15 protein-coding genes and 1 pseudogene are annotated in these 16,992 nt (G+C 29.1%); 5 read left to right on the top strand and 11 right to left on the bottom strand.

Annotated elements, in window-relative coordinates; translation table 11 throughout:
• Nucleotides 1-124 precede the first annotated feature (124 nt).
• From ARA56_RS02905 to ARA56_RS02935, 7 genes and pseudogenes are all read right to left on the bottom strand, one after another.
• Nucleotides 125-976: an Rpn family recombination-promoting nuclease/putative transposase gene (locus ARA56_RS02905; RefSeq protein ID WP_242855850.1), complete on the bottom strand. Its 852-nt coding sequence runs from the start codon at nt 974-976 to the stop codon at nt 125-127.
• A gap of 74 nt (nt 977-1,050) precedes the next feature.
• Entirely contained in the window at nt 1,051-1,596 is a 546-nt protein-coding gene (locus ARA56_RS02910) for a super-infection exclusion protein B (protein ID WP_055263769.1), read from the bottom strand.
• Between the two features lie 41 nt (nt 1,597-1,637).
• The gene (locus ARA56_RS02915; RefSeq protein WP_055263771.1) at nt 1,638-2,765 is read right to left on the bottom strand and encodes a restriction endonuclease subunit S; all 1,128 of its coding nucleotides are present in this window, start codon (nt 2,763-2,765) and stop codon (nt 1,638-1,640) included.
• 4 nt (nt 2,766-2,769) lie between these two features.
• The gene (locus ARA56_RS02920) at nt 2,770-4,230 is read right to left on the bottom strand and encodes a type I restriction-modification system subunit M (RefSeq protein WP_055263773.1); all 1,461 of its coding nucleotides are present in this window, start codon (nt 4,228-4,230) and stop codon (nt 2,770-2,772) included.
• A 553-nt stretch (nt 4,231-4,783) separates the two neighbouring features.
• On the bottom strand, nt 4,784-6,694 hold the full coding sequence (locus tag ARA56_RS02925; protein ID WP_055263775.1) for a DUF927 domain-containing protein: 1,911 nt from the start codon (nt 6,692-6,694) through the stop codon (nt 4,784-4,786).
• A gap of 345 nt (nt 6,695-7,039) precedes the next feature.
• Nucleotides 7,040-7,253 (bottom strand): annotated as a pseudogene (locus ARA56_RS17105) (CHC2 zinc finger domain-containing protein); the annotation flags it as partial.
• A 240-nt stretch (nt 7,254-7,493) separates the two neighbouring features.
• Complete coding sequence (locus ARA56_RS02935) at nt 7,494-7,892, bottom strand: MerR family transcriptional regulator (protein ID WP_055263779.1); 399 nt, start codon at nt 7,890-7,892, stop codon at nt 7,494-7,496.
• 119 nt (nt 7,893-8,011) lie between these two features.
• On the opposite strand from ARA56_RS02935, the gene ARA56_RS02940 reads away from it, so the two are divergent.
• The 3 genes from ARA56_RS02940 to ARA56_RS02950 all read left to right on the top strand — a co-directional run bounded on the left by ARA56_RS02940 (nt 8,012) and on the right by ARA56_RS02950 (nt 10,197).
• Entirely contained in the window at nt 8,012-8,857 is an 846-nt protein-coding gene (locus ARA56_RS02940) for an aldo/keto reductase (protein ID WP_055263781.1), read from the top strand.
• A 12-nt stretch (nt 8,858-8,869) separates the two neighbouring features.
• Nucleotides 8,870-9,490 carry a flavodoxin family protein gene (locus tag ARA56_RS02945; RefSeq protein ID WP_055263783.1) on the top strand — a complete coding sequence of 207 codons (621 nt, stop codon included), beginning with the start codon at nt 8,870-8,872 and terminating at the stop codon, nt 9,488-9,490.
• Between the two features lie 125 nt (nt 9,491-9,615).
• Nucleotides 9,616-10,197: a histidine phosphatase family protein gene (locus ARA56_RS02950; protein ID WP_055263785.1), complete on the top strand. Its 582-nt coding sequence runs from the start codon at nt 9,616-9,618 to the stop codon at nt 10,195-10,197.
• 110 nt (nt 10,198-10,307) lie between these two features.
• Here ARA56_RS02950 and ARA56_RS02955 read toward each other — a convergent pair whose 3' ends face one another.
• From ARA56_RS02955 to ARA56_RS02965, 3 genes are all read right to left on the bottom strand, one after another.
• A complete protein-coding gene (locus ARA56_RS02955) occupies nt 10,308-10,715 on the bottom strand; it encodes an arsenate reductase/protein-tyrosine-phosphatase family protein (protein ID WP_055263787.1) in 408 nt (135 codons plus the stop codon).
• Nucleotides 10,716-10,881: 166 nt separating this feature from the next.
• A complete protein-coding gene (locus ARA56_RS02960; RefSeq protein ID WP_055263789.1) occupies nt 10,882-12,294 on the bottom strand; it encodes an MDR family MFS transporter in 1,413 nt (470 codons plus the stop codon).
• Between the two features lie 159 nt (nt 12,295-12,453).
• A complete protein-coding gene (locus ARA56_RS02965) occupies nt 12,454-13,872 on the bottom strand; it encodes a potassium/proton antiporter (RefSeq protein ID WP_055263791.1) in 1,419 nt (472 codons plus the stop codon).
• Between the two features lie 378 nt (nt 13,873-14,250).
• Between ARA56_RS02965 and ARA56_RS02970 the strand changes: the two genes are divergently transcribed.
• A complete protein-coding gene (locus ARA56_RS02970; protein ID WP_055263793.1) occupies nt 14,251-14,835 on the top strand; it encodes a YeeE/YedE thiosulfate transporter family protein in 585 nt (194 codons plus the stop codon).
• A 14-nt stretch (nt 14,836-14,849) separates the two neighbouring features.
• Nucleotides 14,850-15,407: a hypothetical protein gene (locus ARA56_RS02975; RefSeq protein ID WP_055263795.1), complete on the top strand. Its 558-nt coding sequence runs from the start codon at nt 14,850-14,852 to the stop codon at nt 15,405-15,407.
• An 80-nt stretch (nt 15,408-15,487) separates the two neighbouring features.
• Here the strand turns inward: ARA56_RS02975 and ARA56_RS02980 are convergent, their stop codons facing one another.
• A complete protein-coding gene (locus ARA56_RS02980) occupies nt 15,488-16,888 on the bottom strand; it encodes a flavin monoamine oxidase family protein (RefSeq protein ID WP_055263797.1) in 1,401 nt (466 codons plus the stop codon).
• Nucleotides 16,889-16,992: the final 104 nt, after the last annotated feature.

The raw sequence follows: 16,992 nt of genomic DNA on the forward strand, positions 1-16,992 counted from the left end.
AATTAAATTATATCATAGATTGTACTTTTTAATCGTCAAAAAAACAAAAAGGCACATTATACTGGCGCCTAATCATCAATTGGGATTTCTTTTATTTTACTTGGTGATATCCTCTCACCAAATCTTATTTACAGTTATCTTCTCTTAATTTTTTTACTTCATCAATATCTAACCCTATCTTTTCTGATATAGTTTCATCATCAAGTATATCTAATAAAGAAATAGCATTTTTTATTTTCTCTTTCATGCTACCTCTTGCTTCTGCAGTATTAATCATATTGGCTCTTTCATGAAGCGACCTCTCTCTTTCCCAATAAATACTCATAGTATCCTCATCACTACTTAAGTACTCAATTCTCTTTTCAGCCTTTTCTATAGCAGGTTCCAAATTCATCAACTCCCTCAAAGTTGTTTCTGGTATATCCTTCTCTAAAAATGCTAACCATCTTTCAATAGCATTATCTTTATAGTTCTTATTTTGCTTACGCCTAAACTTAGGTAACTCTAAAAAATGTATTTCAACCATATCAGTTAGCATATAATCTTTTTCAATATCCTCCCAAAGGTGAAATGATGATTGATAACCTTCCGTATTTAAGTAATCAAAATCTAATATGTTTATTGTAATTACTTTTTCAAGCTTAGTATAGTCATCACCTTGTTTAATATTCTCAAGATACATCTTTCCCCAATAGAATAAAGTTCTTTTATCCATATTCCCTTGGTCAGTCAACTGCACCTCTATATCAATATTTTCACCTTTAGCAGTTCGTGCTCTTACATCTATTATACCAGTTTTATCATTTATGACTTCTTTAGTTAATTGCTTATTATCTATAATTTCAATTTCTATTATCGGTTCTTTATTAGTTCTTTTTAATACTGCATTAATGAATGATATTAAGATATCTTCATTACCTTTTTCACCAAACACTTTTTTAAAAATGAAGTCATTTAGTGGTTTAATTTTTCTCATTATATTCACCTCATAGGTTTTATCTTTAGTTTAAATTGTTGACTTATCTTAAAGTTTATAAACATCACTTTTTTCTATGATAAATTATATTCTAATAAGTCATTATTTATCTTTATATTTCCATATTTTAAATTTTTATTTAGAAATTCTCTAGCATATGGTTGTAAATTATACGCAAAACTTGAACCACTCCTACTAATAGTTGATGCTAAATATATTATTTTCTTATTCTCTAAAGCAGCCTTTCTTCCATCCGAATAACTTATATATCCTGATGATTTAAATATCTTATTTGTATCATCATAAAATGTTTTAATAATTAGTTGCATCTCATCGGGGCTAATTTGATTTTTCATATATTTAATAGCTATTTTCTTTGAATTTATTAATTTACTAACCATCATCTCACTTATAAATACTATTATACTTAATATATAATATGCAGATGCTATAATAAGTCCTAAACTAATATATACTTGATACTTTTCTTTAAACTCTCCTAGATACATCAATTCTATTATATTTTTAGGTAATATAGTTATTAATAATGTTGTAAAAAATACTACTCCAACAAGCTCTTTAATTTTAAACTTATCTACTATCGTTTTTATTAATTCCATTTATCCCCCTATATATTTTTATTAAGTTAATATCTTATCAATTAAAATAACTCTCCTTTGAATGCTTTTTGCATTAATGAATTAAAGTTATCTTCTAATTCATTTAAACTCTTTTCCATTTCAAGTTTTAATTTATCGACTTGTTCAACGAAATCAGCAAATTGATTTTGAAGCTCTATTGGTGGTACAATAACTTTTTGTTCACTCAATATTTTAAGGTTTATATTCTTTTGTGCTGACTCTGGTGCTGAATCTTCCAATATTTTTTGCAAGAATGACATCCAAAATTGAATAAACATATTATTAGTTTTTTCATTTGGAATGAAAGCAACTACACTATCTGGGAAACAAGCGTCAAAAGTTAATATACTTGTTTTTGCAATGTTAGCAGCAATAGTAATACATAACGTTCCTTTATCCCACATTTTACTCTGCTTAAGTCCAAATTCTGAATAAGTCTGTGTATATTCTTTCAAATATATACCTGCATTTGCAATATCTCCTGTTTGAACTAAAGGATATGGACCACCTAATAATTCTGGAGCATTTCTTGGTCTATGTTTAGATTTCCCTCTTGCTAACTCACCTAACTCATTTAGCTTCTCTTTTTCCCATCCCTTTGAATTAGTAACTGGATCACCAAACATCTCGATAAATTGTGATTTAACTAATTCGTCTAAAGCTTCTATTTGTTCTTTTCTTTTATCTATTAATTCTTGTGCTTTATTTATAATATTTTTAATTTTTTTTTGAATTTCTAACGGTAACTTAGGTATCTCTAATTCTTCTAAAGACTCTCTCTGTATATGTGGTATAGTAGCACCTGTGCATTTCTCTCTTAAATACGCTGATTTACTTCTAAGAAATAACCCGCAAAATTCTGTATCCATTTCATTATTATCTTTAGTTAACTTAGCTAGTGTACTTCCTATAGCTCCTTCTAAACCAAATCCTATAGTCCCAGCATTAGCTCCATCCCAAGCTATAATAATATCCTCTTTATTCACTATTACATACTTTTTATCATTTTCACAATATTTTAAGTTAATATCATTTCTTAAATCATCTATTTGAATAAATCTTATGGAAGAATCCGTTCTTTCTTCTACTTGTTCTACCTTCTTTCCTTTTGTTATTTTAAAAAGGTCCTTTATTTTAATATACTCCATACCTCTACTCCCCAATCATCTCTGCTAACTCTTCAATTCCAGCAGTGATTTCCATTTCTAGTTCTCTTATTCTTAGCATTATTTCTTGTGGTGAGTCGTAGTGAACTTCTTCGTATTCTATTTCTTTGTATTTATTTATTGATAAATCATATCCGTTATCTCTTATTTCTTCTACTGGTACAAAGAAGCTTTGCTCTGTTCTTTTTCTATCTACTTCTTTATCTAGGTTGCTGAATCTTTCTACTATATCATTAATGTCATTATCTTCTATTGGATTTCTCTTATCATCTAATGAATATCCGTCAGCTTTCATATCATAGAACCATACTTTATCTGTTCCGCCTGTACCTGTCTTTGTGAATATCATAATTGCTGTAGATACTCCTGCATATGGTTTAAATACTCCTGATGGCATTGAGATAATAGCTTCTAGCTTATGGTTTTCTACTATTTCTTTTCTTATAGATTTATGTCCTCCTGTTGAACCAAATAAAACTCCATCTGGAACTATTGAAGCACATCTTCCACCTGTCTTTAAAATTCTTAAGAATAACGCTAAGAATAAAAGCTCAGTTTTCTTTGTTTTAGTTGTCTTAAGTAAATCTGCTGATACTGCTTCATAGTCTAAACTTCCCTTAAATGGAGGATTTGCAAGAACTAAAGTAAACTTATCTTTATCTGTATTTACTTCTGATAATGAATCCTTATATTCAATATTAGGATTATCAACACCATGAAGCATCATATTCATAGCACCGATTCTAAGCATAGTTCTATCCATATCAAAACCATAGAACATTCCATTATTAAAATGCTCCTTTAAACCTTGAACTAAGAAAAGTTCAGGATGATTTTCTCTTAAGTAAGCCTGAGAAGATACTAAGAACCCTGCTGAACCTGCTGCTGGATCAACTATTATATCTTCAGGAGTTGGCTTCATAAGCTTAACTATCATATCGATAATATGTCTTGGAGTTCTAAACTGCCCATTAGTACCTGCTGTGGCAACCTTTGAAAGTAAATATTCATAAAGGTCACCTTTAGTATCTTTATCATCCTCCATATCTATATTATCAATACCATCAACTATCTTACTTAGCATAAGTGGAGTTGGAATCTTAAATATTGCATCTCCCATATACTTTGCATAAGCTGAATCTGCATTATTGTGAAGATTTTTTATAAAAGGAAATACCTCTTCAGATACTACCTTATACATTTCTCCTGCTTCAAAATTCTTAAACTTGCTCCATCTTAATTGTTGTTTATCTTCTGGAAAAGTCCTATCAAAATCTATACCTAAAAGTACAGCATCATTTTCCTTAACAATTTCCTTATCATCAAGACCTTTAATAAATAAAAGATATGTAAATTGTTCTATTACCTCTAATGGGTTAGTTATACCTCCAGTCCAAAATGTTTCCCATATTTTATCAACTTTACTTCTTAATTCGCCTGTAATCATATTTTCCTCCAAATTTCTACTTTAATATTTAAATTATATCATAGGTTAAGTGAATCTAATTTATTTTATTAAAATATAGACCATCTTATATCTTTTTGAAAAATTATCTTTTCAAAGACATCATTAAGTCTTTCTCCATCACCTCTATTTGTTGTTTACTGTAAAACCAATATAAAATTGAGTAACTAATTACTCCCTATTAGCAAGTATTAATATTCGTCCCTTTATTTTAATATTTGTAAAGATAACTCTTTTATAAAATTCTCATAGCTATAACCTAGTTTTTATATCTTGACTTACATTTTTCTTACCTTTGACTTACGTAAGAAGCTGGTCTTAGCCCTTGAAATCACTAGTGACTTACATGACTTACGTAAATCCTATATACATTATCTATATATTTTTCAATAAATAAAAAAATTTTCCATAAAAATATATATCTCTAATTAGGTAAGTCATGTAAGTCATTAATAACTTTTTCTTTGTAAACCTAGTGATGATAAGTGTTTAGCTATGACTTACATACCTAAGAAGTCATGTAAGTCAACGTAAGTCAATGTAAGTCAAAAGCTATTAATGCAGATTTATTAGAAACTTCTCTCTCTTTAAAATCTCTTTTTATTTCCTCTTCATCCTCTATTGCTATATTTAATTTGATACAGTTTGTCATAGCTCCAAATATTCTTGTTTGATGTACATATCTTCCCTGTGAATTCTTGGTTATAAGCCCTACCTTGTACAACTTATCTTTAACTGCATTAAAATTAATCCTATGTGAATTTAGCATTTTCATTAATACTGTTTTATTTATAAAACATTCTTTCTTTATATTGTCTAATTTACCCCATATTTCACCACTTTCATTTTCTTTAAATTTATTAATATTCTGCCCAATCCAATCTAGTATTAGGTCATATATGTTTTTAGTAACATCTTTCTCGCTATTTTTAGGAATAAATTCTGTTATGTCACTAATTTCTAGTTTTTCATCTCCAAATATAAAGTTGCTAAGCTCATCCCCTAAAAGAATTGCTGCTGTGCTTAATACTTGTTTATCTGTAATATCTGAACTTTCTTGCACCATCTTAATAAATTCAGAGTATATTATGTTAACCTCTTTATTAGTAATTAAGTTATCTATAAAGTCTTTTCCAGCAAAACCGTAATTTTCTCTTACAAAGTTTGCCGTATAATTCCCATCTTCTATTACACTTTCTTTTGCTTCTATTTCGATAACTCTATTTTTAACACCTCCACCAGAGTTTTCTTGAACTATTGGCTCTTCACCAGAAAACATAAATATATTTTGCCAAGTCCCCTGAACATCAACGCCACCATAAGACTTACCTCTACTTCTATCTATACCTTCAGTAAGTTGCATTATTAAAGAATCAAAGCTTTCATATTTATCTTTTATAATCTGAAGCTCATCAAAGGCTATTGGTAAGCTATTCATAAAAGAAGCGTATCTTCCCATAGCTACTGCTGTGGAATTTAATGTCTTAACAAGCTTGCCTAACGAGGGGTCACCCCATATACTCATAGCTACCATTAATCCAACAGTTTTCCCTGCTCCAGTACCTCCCCAAAGATGTATAATAAAAGGTAACGTTCCTGTTATTTTAAGTAAACAGCTAGCAAAAGAAGCCGCCATAAGTATTTTTACGATTTTACTTTCACTTCGTAGCTTTATACAAAAGCTTTTCCAAGCTTCATAATCTCCTTTTTCTTTTATACTATCGTAAACTTCTTTAAAAGCAATATCTCCATCATATTTTAAATTTTCTGCATATGGTGAAAACTCTTTATCTATCCATCCTACTTTGCTTATACTTCTTGATACAGGTATCTTATCCACATTTGTATCTAATACATCTGTTATATATGTGACTAAATTGCCTGCATTGTTTGAATTTACGCCTATTCCTCTATCAGCAATGTTTATTATAATAGATTTATTTGCAATTACACTTCTTTCGATAACAACCTCCTTCCAAATATTATCCTTATAAAAAGCAATCTTAACCTTCTCCATACCAGTTTCTATATTTACAAGCCTCTCTACTGGTAATATAGGGTGGGGACAAGCTACTTCTTTTACTTGTTGAATATTCTTCAATTCTGTTTTCCATACACCACTATCATCTGCAATCCACTCTCCACATTGTAAGTCCTCTAATGGTGGATTAGAAAAATCTATAAAATTATTACTTTCCTTAGGCTTAATATCTTTCATCTGTTGCTTCTTATAAGCCTTTTCCACAGCCTTAAACTGTTTAGTAATATTTAAATCAGAAGCTCTATTAAAAAGCTTAGCTAAAATAATCTCTCGCTCAACTTCATCATCTATTGAATAAATATACTCAAAATTCTTTTTATCAATAATCTCATTTTTACCCATATTCAAGATTAAACTTTCCATAAAACCTAAATTAATTAATTCATCAGCAAAATTATTATTCAATATAATTTCCTCCCATTCTAAGCTTGTTTATTATTTTCTTATTATTTATTAAAAATTGTAGCTTGTCTCTTTCATCTCCTTCTATAAAAATATCTAGGTAATAATCTATTTGTTCTAACATCATTGCTGTCTCATCATCATTCTTTTCTGCTAGGTATCTTCTATAATCGCTTAGCAAAATAAATATTTCATTTTCTACTCTTTTGAATTCTTCTAATATAAGCATTTTTTGCTTGTACTTATTTGGGAATTTAAATTCAGATTTGCATTTATTCTTACTTAAATTAAGACCTAATGCTAAAGAATCATTTATATATTGTGCTGCTTTATATGGCTTTATATTAAGTATCTTAGATACAAGAGTTATTGAATCTCCCGTTTCTCCACATCCAAAGCATTTAAATATTTGTTTCTTTTCAGATATGCTGAAAGATGGTGTGTTTTCAGAATGAAATGGACATAAACATTTATTAGCTCTATTAAGATTTATACCTACTAATTTTGCAACATCAATTATGTTGCTTCTTGTTTTAATTTCCTTTATAAGCTCATTGACCATATTGCTCCTATGAAATTTCTAGAAATTTAAATATAAATTATTAAAGTACTCATTTAGTAAATATGATTGAATTTTTTAATTTTGCTTATATAAAATAAAAAATTTAATATTTTATAAAATTAATCTTTAAAGCATTACAGCTCTAAACATAGTATTTTACACTGTTTAGAGCTGTTTTTATCTATTATTTTTGTATATAACAAATAATTTGTATAATAAAATTTTCAAATAATCTTCTTACTAATCTTCTACATCAATTAAATTACTTTCATATTCTATTTTTCCAGTAAGTACACCGTCATAGAAAGCTTGTTTATTATCAATAAAATTAATACACTCATTAATTTCTTTAATTTGATTTAATAACGCTTCTTTTGATTTATTAAGCATCTCTTTTCTTTCTGGAATTGTAGACGGTCCTTGTAAGCAATAATTCATATATAATTTCATATCTTTAATACTCATACCACATTTCTTTAAACATTGTAGTCCCTTTAACCATGCAACATTTTTTTCATCAAAAATACGATAATTATTTTTATCTCTTTTTACATTAGGCACTAAGCCTTCTTTACAATAATACTTTAATGTTTCATATGATATCCCAACTTGCTTACTAACCTCTTTCATTGTGTACATAAAATTTTCCTCCAAAACTATAAAATATTTACAAAAAACTATTGCACGGTAGTTGCTACCGGGTGCTACACTATTAAATTGTAAGGCAAATATTGTTAAAATTCAAGGAGTGATAAATAATGAACTATGTAACTTTAAATAATGAAATTAAAATGCCATCAGTTGGTTTTGGGGTTTTTCAAATTCCTGAAAAAGAAGAATGTGTAAGAGTGGTAAAAGATGCTATTGATGTGGGCTATCGTTTAATTGATACTGCTCAAGCTTATGGTAATGAGGAAGCAGTAGGAGAAGCTATTATGGAATCATCTATACCTAGAGAAGATTTGTTTATAACAACTAAAGTATGGATTAGTAATGCTGGATATGAAAAAGCAAAGAAATCTATTGAAGAATCTTTAAATAAAATGAAATTAGACTATTTAGATTTAGTACTTATTCATCAACCCTTAAATGACTATTATGGAACATATAGAGCTATGCAAGATCTATACAAAGAAGGAAAAATAAAAGCTATAGGAGTATCGAACTTTTATCCTGACCGTTTAGTTGACTTATCCTTATTTAACGAAATAGTACCAGCCGTTAATCAAATTGAGGTCAACCCATTTCATCAACAAATAGAAGCACAAAAAGTTAATGAAAAGTATGGAGTTCAGTTGCAGGCATGGGCACCATTTGCTGAAGGAAGAAATGGAATGTTTACTAATCCAGAATTGAAAGCTATTGGAGATAAATACAATAAATCTGTAGCTCAAGTTATTCTAAGATGGTTACTTCAAAGAGGAATTGTTCCACTATCTAAAACAGTTAATAAAGAAAGAATGTTACAAAATATTGATATTTTCAATTTCGAATTAAATGAAGATGATATGAATAAAATATCTTGTTTAGATAAAAAAGAAAGCTCTTTCTTTAATCATCAAGAAGCATCATCTGTAGAAATGTTAGCAAGTCTAGTTAGATAGGAGGATATATAAATGAAAGTATTACTGATAAATGGAAGTCCAAATGCTAAAGGATGTACTTATACAGCATTAGAAGAAGTCTCTAAAACCTTAAATCAAGAAGGTATTGAAACAGATATCGTCCATGTAGGAAATAAAGATATTAGAGGTTGTATCGCATGTCGTCAATGTAGGACAAAAGGTAAATGTGTATTTAATGACATAGTTAATGAAGTCGCTCCAAAATTAAATGAATGTGATGGTATAGTAATAGGTTCGCCTGTATATTATGCTTCAGCAAATGGAACGCTTATTTCTTTTATTGACCGCCTGTTTTATAGTAGCATGTCCATTGATAAAAGAATGAAAGTAGGAGCTGCTGTAGTAAGTTGCCGTAGAGGTGGAAGTACTGCTACATTTGATGAAATTAATAAATATTTTACGATCTCAGGTATGCCAATTGCATCAAGTCAGTATTGGAATATGGTACATGGTAATTCTGCTGAAGAAGTAAAAAAAGACTTAGAAGGAATGCAAACAATGCGTACATTAGGTAAAAATATGGCATTTTTAATGAAAAGTATTCAATTAGGCAAAGAACAATTTGGATTACCAGAAAAAGAAGCTCACATATTTACAAATTTTATTAGATAGAGAATCTAGACAATTATCTAAAATTAAATGAATTACCTTATTCATTAGTATTGAATAAGGTAATTCATTTAATGGTCTTTCTAAATATAAATTAAACTATAATATATTAAAATGGGGATGAATTTATGAAAAAAATATTATACTTAATGAGACATGGGCAAACACTTTTTAATGTTAGACGAAAAGTCCAGGGATGGTGTGATTCTCCATTAACTAACCTTGGAATTAGACAAGCTACCATAGCCGGAGAATATTTCAAAGCAAATAATATAACTTTTGATCATGCCTACTCATCTACATCTGAAAGAGCTTGCGACACCTTGGAATACGTTTCTAACACTCCATATAAAAGAGTAAAAGGTCTTAAAGAATGGAATTTTGGTACATTTGAAGGAGAAAGTGAAGACTTAAATCCACCATTACCTTATGGAGATTTTTTTGTTAAATACGGTGGTGAGGATGAATTTGAATTAAGAAATAGAGTTGCTGAAACACTCTACTCTATTATGAAAAATGATGACCATAATACTGTTTTAGCTGTTTCTCACGGAGCTGCTTGCCGTCAATTTATGAGATACTGGGCTCATACTAGCGATGTTGACCAAAAAGAAAGGCTTGGCAACTGTTGTATACTAAAATTTGAATTTGAAAATGATAAATTTAAATTATTAGAAATAATTAATCATGACTTTAGCAAATTAAAATAATGCTAATTAAAAAGCCGGCAAATTGAACTATACTCTATCAAATAGACTTTGTTAGTTCATTTTTTCCGGCTTTTATTATATCATTTTTACTGTAAATACCTTTATATTATTTATAGATTATTATTTTTAATTCTTTCTGCTAAGTCTTTAACTTTAGCTTCAATAGTTTTTGCTATCTTTATAAACTCTTCATCTGATTTTCCTGTTGGGTCTTCTAATCCCCAATCTTCAGTATGTTTTGCTTTTAAGTATGGACAAACTACGTTACATCCCATTTTTATAGCTATATCAATTTCAGGAATATCACTTAATAACTTTGATTTTTGTGTTTTATTCATATTAACATTATATAAATCTTCTATTATTCTCACAGCATCTTGATTTATTTGTGGTTTTATTTCTGTTCCTGCTGAGTAGCTTTCAAAAACTTCACTTCCAAATAGCTTACCTAAAGCTTCTGCCATTTGTGATCTACAAGAATTATGTACACATATAAATGCTACCTTTGGCTTACTCATATTATCCCCCTAAGTTCTAATTACTATAAAGTCTAATATATTTTTAATATTAAACTTTACAATATCATTATTAATTATATAAGACTGTCTCAAAGCTAATTTTATCATATAATTAACCTTAAGGCAGTCTAAAGTTTTATAAGAAATTCATTAATTTATATGTCTACTAATCTGTAACTTTTACTTCTTTCTTTTTAACTACAAAAAATGCTATTATAAGTCCTAATAATGTTAATGCTGCTATTAATGTAAAAGATACATTCATACCATGAACCTGTGCTTCTAGAGGATTTGTTAATCCTGATGATGCAGCAGATTTACTCATTAATGTAACTATTATTGATGTTCCTATTGATCCTGCTACTTGTCTTAATGTATTATTGGCTGCGTTACCATGAGCATAAAGCTCTCTATTTAATGAATTTAATCCTGACGTTGTAAGCGGCATCAAAAGCATAGCTATTCCTAACATTCTTATAGCATAAACAATAATTACATAAGTTATTGATGTATCTACTTTTAAAAATGAAAATCCGAATGTTCCAAGTGTAAGTATTGCTAGACCTCCTAATGCAAGGTATCTAGCACCATATTTATCAAAAAGAGTACCTGTTACAGGATTCATTATAACCATTACTATAGCTCCGGGCATAAGTGTTAAACCGCTTCTAAGAGCACTTTCTGCTTTAACATTTTCTAAGAACATAGGAATTATAAGTTCTGATGAAATCATTGCTGCATAAACAATCATTACTATTATTGTTGAGAATGTAAATATACTACTTTTAAATACACTTAAATCTAGCATAGGTTCTTTCATTGTTAATTGTCTCCAAACAAATATTATAAGAAAAACTATCCCTATAATAAGTGGAATATATACATTTTTATCGCTCCAAGCATAATTTCCAGCATTACTAAATCCAAATAACAATGCTCCAAAACCTACAGCAGCCCCTATAAATGAAATAATATCAAATGATACCTTTCTAGTTGGCGTTACATTCTTAAGAAGGAAAATTCCAATCACTAAATCTATTACTGCAAAAGGTAATGTTACATAAAATAAGTATCTCCAAGGATAGCTATTTATTATCCATCCTGATAACGTTGGCCCTATAGCAGGTGCAAATCCTATTACAACTCCTACTATTCCCATTGCAAATCCTCTTTTTTCTATTGGAAACATATTCAAAAATACCGTTTGCATTAATGGAACTATTATTCCACTAGCTACACCTTGTATAAGCCTTGCTGTAAGAAGCATTGGAAAGTTAGTCGCAAAAGCTCCTACAACAGTTCCTACAGTAAATAAACCTATAGATACAAAAAATAAAGTTCTATTTGTAAATCTATCTATAAGGAATGCTGTAAAAGGAATTATGATACCAGTTGCAAGCATATAACCTGTACTTAACCACTGTGCTGTAGATACACTTATATTTAAATCTTTCATAATATCAGAAAGAGCAACATTCATAAATGTACTATTTAAGAAACATACAAATGCACCTAAAAGGAATACGCTCGCAATCGCAACTACATTGTACTTTTTATCATTAGTTGATTTTTCATTCATAAGCTCTTACCTCTCTATAATTTTTATACTTCAAGATTATATTTCCATTCTCTAAGGTAACTTATTCAAAAAAATACATATTTAAATATATCAATAAAAAAAGCCTTAGGATAATATTTTTCCTAAGACCTTTTTTAATTTATTTTAAATTAGCTAAGTTTATACAACTTCTAAATTTTCTATTCCTTCTCCACTTAAAACTAGAATATCTCCTTCTTTTATAATGCTAGCTCCCTTTGGAATTATAATCTCATCATTTCTTTTAATCATTACTATAAGTATTTCATTTGGTATATCGGCATCCATAATAATTTTATTAACCCACTTACTTTCCTTAGTTATATTCAATTCTATTAACTTACTACTCATCTCTCCTGTATAATCATTAAATGTTTTTAAAACTGGACTACTGTTATCTACTAAATCAAGTTTTTTTGCTAACTTAGGTATTAATGTTCCTTGAATTGCTACTGAAAATAGTGCAACGAAAAATATTATATGAAATATGTCATTTTCTATTTTTACACCATAAGTCATTGCATATATAGCGAAAACTAATGACGCTGCTCCTCTTAGTCCTACCCATGATACAAATAATTTTTCCCTTGTTGAATATCCAAACGGCTTCAATATTAAAAATGTAGCTGCAGGTCTTGCAATAAATATTAAAAATATTGATATAGCTATAGAAATACCTATAACTTGTGGAAATTTTGATGGAAATGCCAATAAACCTAGCAAGAAAAATAATGCTATTTGCATTATCCATGATACTCCATCAAAATAATAAAATAGATTCTTTTTATGTGGAATCTTACTATTACCAATTATTACTCCTGCTAAATATACACTTAAATATCCATTACCACCTAACCATTCACTCACCGCATATGCAAGTATAGCTATAGCTGTTATAAATATGCTATCAAATCCCCTTATTTCAAAGTCAACATTTCTAAGTACAAAAACTGCAATTTTAGCTAATATAACTCCAATTAAAACTCCAAATATTATTTGTTTAATTATAATTAAAATTATTCCATTTACTGCTCCACTACTCATTATAGTTAGAATTGATATAGTAATCATATATGCTGTAGGGTCATTACTTCCACTTTCAACTTCTAACAACGATGCTAAAGACCCTTCTAAATTTAACTTTTGTGATCTCAATATTGCAAAAACAGATGCTGCATCTGTAGATGATACTACTGCTCCAATAAGCAATCCTTCCAATATACTAACCTTTAAAATAAAGTATGCAAATGTACCTGTAAGTAGTGTGGTTATTATTACTCCTCCTGTAGACATCAAAAGAGCAGGCTTTAATGACGGTTTAGCAACCTTCCAATTAGTTCCAAACCCTCCATAGAACATTATCAATACAAGAGCTATTGAACAAATCTCATTTGTTAAATTGTAATTTGCAAAATATATTCCTACAATGCCATCAGAGCCAAATAACATACCTAGCACTATAAAAATTAATAATATAGGCACACCAAATTTATATAAAACCTTACTAGTTGTTATAGAAATAAGTAAAACCAATCCACATATCATCAAGGTGTTCATCATAAGCATTCCCCCTATCCCTTTAATTTTTGCTTTTATAATATATAACTTCTATAACACATAATATGTGTAGAAACTTTTTCAAGTTACAATTCTATCTTCTATATCACTTTTTTGATAATAAATTTTAAAATTCTTTAGTGTATTTTCAAAAATAAAAATAACCTCCTAGAACTTCTCATATTAAAATAAGATAATCCTAAGAGGTGACTTACTACTTAAGTTACTTTTTTTGCAATCAATTTTTTGAATAATAATTTATCTATAAATTACCCAAAATATATAATAACTAGTATCATCTGTGATTATATCACAGAAAATACTCTCAATTCTGTATATACTTTTAAACAGTTATTAAATAAATGTCTAGTAGGAAAAAATATGAGTAAAAATAATTGGATAAAAGGCGCTTTAATATTAGGCTTTTCATTTTTCATAGCAATATTTTTAGTTAAACCAATAGGTGTATCTACTCAATTCTCAGTATTATCTGGAATCATTCATAGTTCAATTGATAAAAATGTTATAGTAGAAGACCCATTAAGAGAATCTGGTTATAGTAGTGCAAATGCCTATTACGATAAAAACGATGGGAAACTGGCAAAAGCTATAAAACATCCTTTAAATTATGACTTTATATTTGTTTTAGCTATTCCAGTTGGCGGTTATATAGGATATGAGTTATTAAAAAGAAGAAAGAAATCTGAAGCACTTGATACAAGCTCTAATTTGAAAGTATGCGAATTGGGAGATGATACAAGTTTTATTAAAAATTATGCTCCAAGCTTTATTGGAGGATTCTTATTACTATATGGAGCTAGAATGGCAGATGGATGCACAAGTGGTCATATGATGAGTGGAATGATGCAAGGAAGTGTTAGTGGTTATGTGTTCGCTGCTTCTGTTTTTGCCACAGCAATACCATCCTCACTAATAGTAAAACATCTTAAGAATAAATCTAAGTAGGGAGGTTATTTAAAATGAAAATATTATTAGCAATATTACTTGGTGGTTTCTTTGGTTTTGCACTTGCATATGTAGGAGCTACTGGTTTTAAAAATATATTAAAAATGTTAAGACTTGAAGATTTATCTTTAGCCAAAATAATTTTATTTGCTATAGGTTTTTCTAGTGCTTTACTTTCACTGACAGCAATGTTAGGAATATTTGATGTATCACATTTATCTATTAAAACTATGAATTTAGGAGTTATTATAGGTGGATTAATATTTGGTATTGCCTTTGGCTCTATAGGTACTTGTCCTGGTACATGTATTGGTTCTATAGGTAGCAAAGGAGTTAAAAAAGCAATTTCTGCTGTTATCGGAGGATTAGTTGGTGCATTTGCATTTACTATGTCCTATGGTCCACTAAAAAATATAGGATTATTTGATATGTTAAATCTAGGAAAGCTAACTCTATTTAATATATCTGATAAATATCCTTCAGTTTTTAATACTGGATATTTAGGTTTACTATTAGTAGGTATAATTTTTATGATTGGAGCTTACTTACTACCAAAACATATTTTAAAATAAACTATATAAAAAGAAAAGCATCTTGAATTATACATTTGTATATTTAAGCATGCTTTTTCTTTAATTACTTATATATCGCTCTATCTTATTCTTTCTAAGATCTCTTTACATACTCTCTCTCCGCTTTCAACTGCTCCATTCATATATCCTTGATAATATATAGAGGTTTGATCACCTGCAAAAAAGCAATTACCTTCACTTTCACCTTCTACTCCTGCAAATTTTGTATATTGTCCTAACTTATAATACGGATATGACCCTAATGTCCAACGATTACCAGTCCAATAATCTAATATGGCTTTTCCATTCCATTTAGCATTACGCCTTGGTATAACTCTATCTAATCTATTAATAAACGTTTCTACATATTGTTTTATATACTCTTGATTATTATAAGAAGCACCAATTTTTCCTCCTGTATTATTAACAAGTATCCCCTTAGTTCCTAACTGTCCACAACTTCCCTCCCTTGTAACTTGATATCCAATATTACAATAAGTAGTACCGTTATTATTAACTCTTCTCCAATATCTGCTTGTAAACTGTACATTTAATTTTGTATTAGTTCCCATGGCCAGTTCATCTATAGCCTGTTTTTTCAATTCACTAAAACCAGCTTTATCATAGTTAACGCTGAGCTTAAGAACACTAAAAGGAATAGCTAAAACCACTATATCTGCAAGCACACTTGCTACCTTACACGCACTTTGAAATACTAATTTGTATTTATCATATTTCACCTTCGATATAGATAAAAGTTGCGTCTTAAATTTAACAGTTCCTTTCGGGAGTGCCCTATATAATCTTCCTGGGAGCTGATCATTTCCCCCTTTAATATGATACATTCTATCAGAACTACCAAATATATTAAAAGCATTTTCTTCTCCTGAACCAAGTAATCTTACTATATTAAGAGCACTTTGAGTATTAGTTTCTGCTCCATACTCCACTGAATATGCTACATCTAATAGCCTTCCTAAATTAGAATTAACACCCTCTGGAATGATTTGATTAATCCACTGCCTAACAGATATATTATCTAATTCATATCCTCTATTTGTATATTTATTATAAAGTGTTGGAAATTTTACATCTTCATAATCTTTTCTAACTCTGGGATAAACACTTAGCCAATCTTTACTTGCTTCATCATAAGAATATGGTTGTCCATTAAAAAAATAAAAAGGCTTGTTTTCTTTCTTATCGATATCAATAAGATTTTCCAACTTTAAGCCTATCTCTTTAGCCAACTCTTTAATTTCATTATGTTCAGAATCTATTAGTTCTCCTCCATGCTCAGCAATTTGATTATCTAAAAAGTAGTTCCTTATACTAAAACATCTTCCTCCTACTCTTTCAGATGCTTCAAATACCTTGCACTTTATTCCAGATTTAAATAACCTATATGCACAGGTCAATCCGGCAAGTCCTGCCCCTACAATAACAATTTTAGGTTTCTCTTTCTTATGATCTCCCTCCATCTATTCACCACCAATAAAATCCTTATCCTAATATTATATGAAATAAAGTTTATTTTGTTTATCGTTATTAAAAAAATAATAGACGTAAGTTTATAAAACTTATG

The organism is Clostridium disporicum (genome assembly GCF_001405015.1).
GTDB lineage: Bacteria > Bacillota > Clostridia > Clostridiales > Clostridiaceae > Clostridium > Clostridium disporicum_B.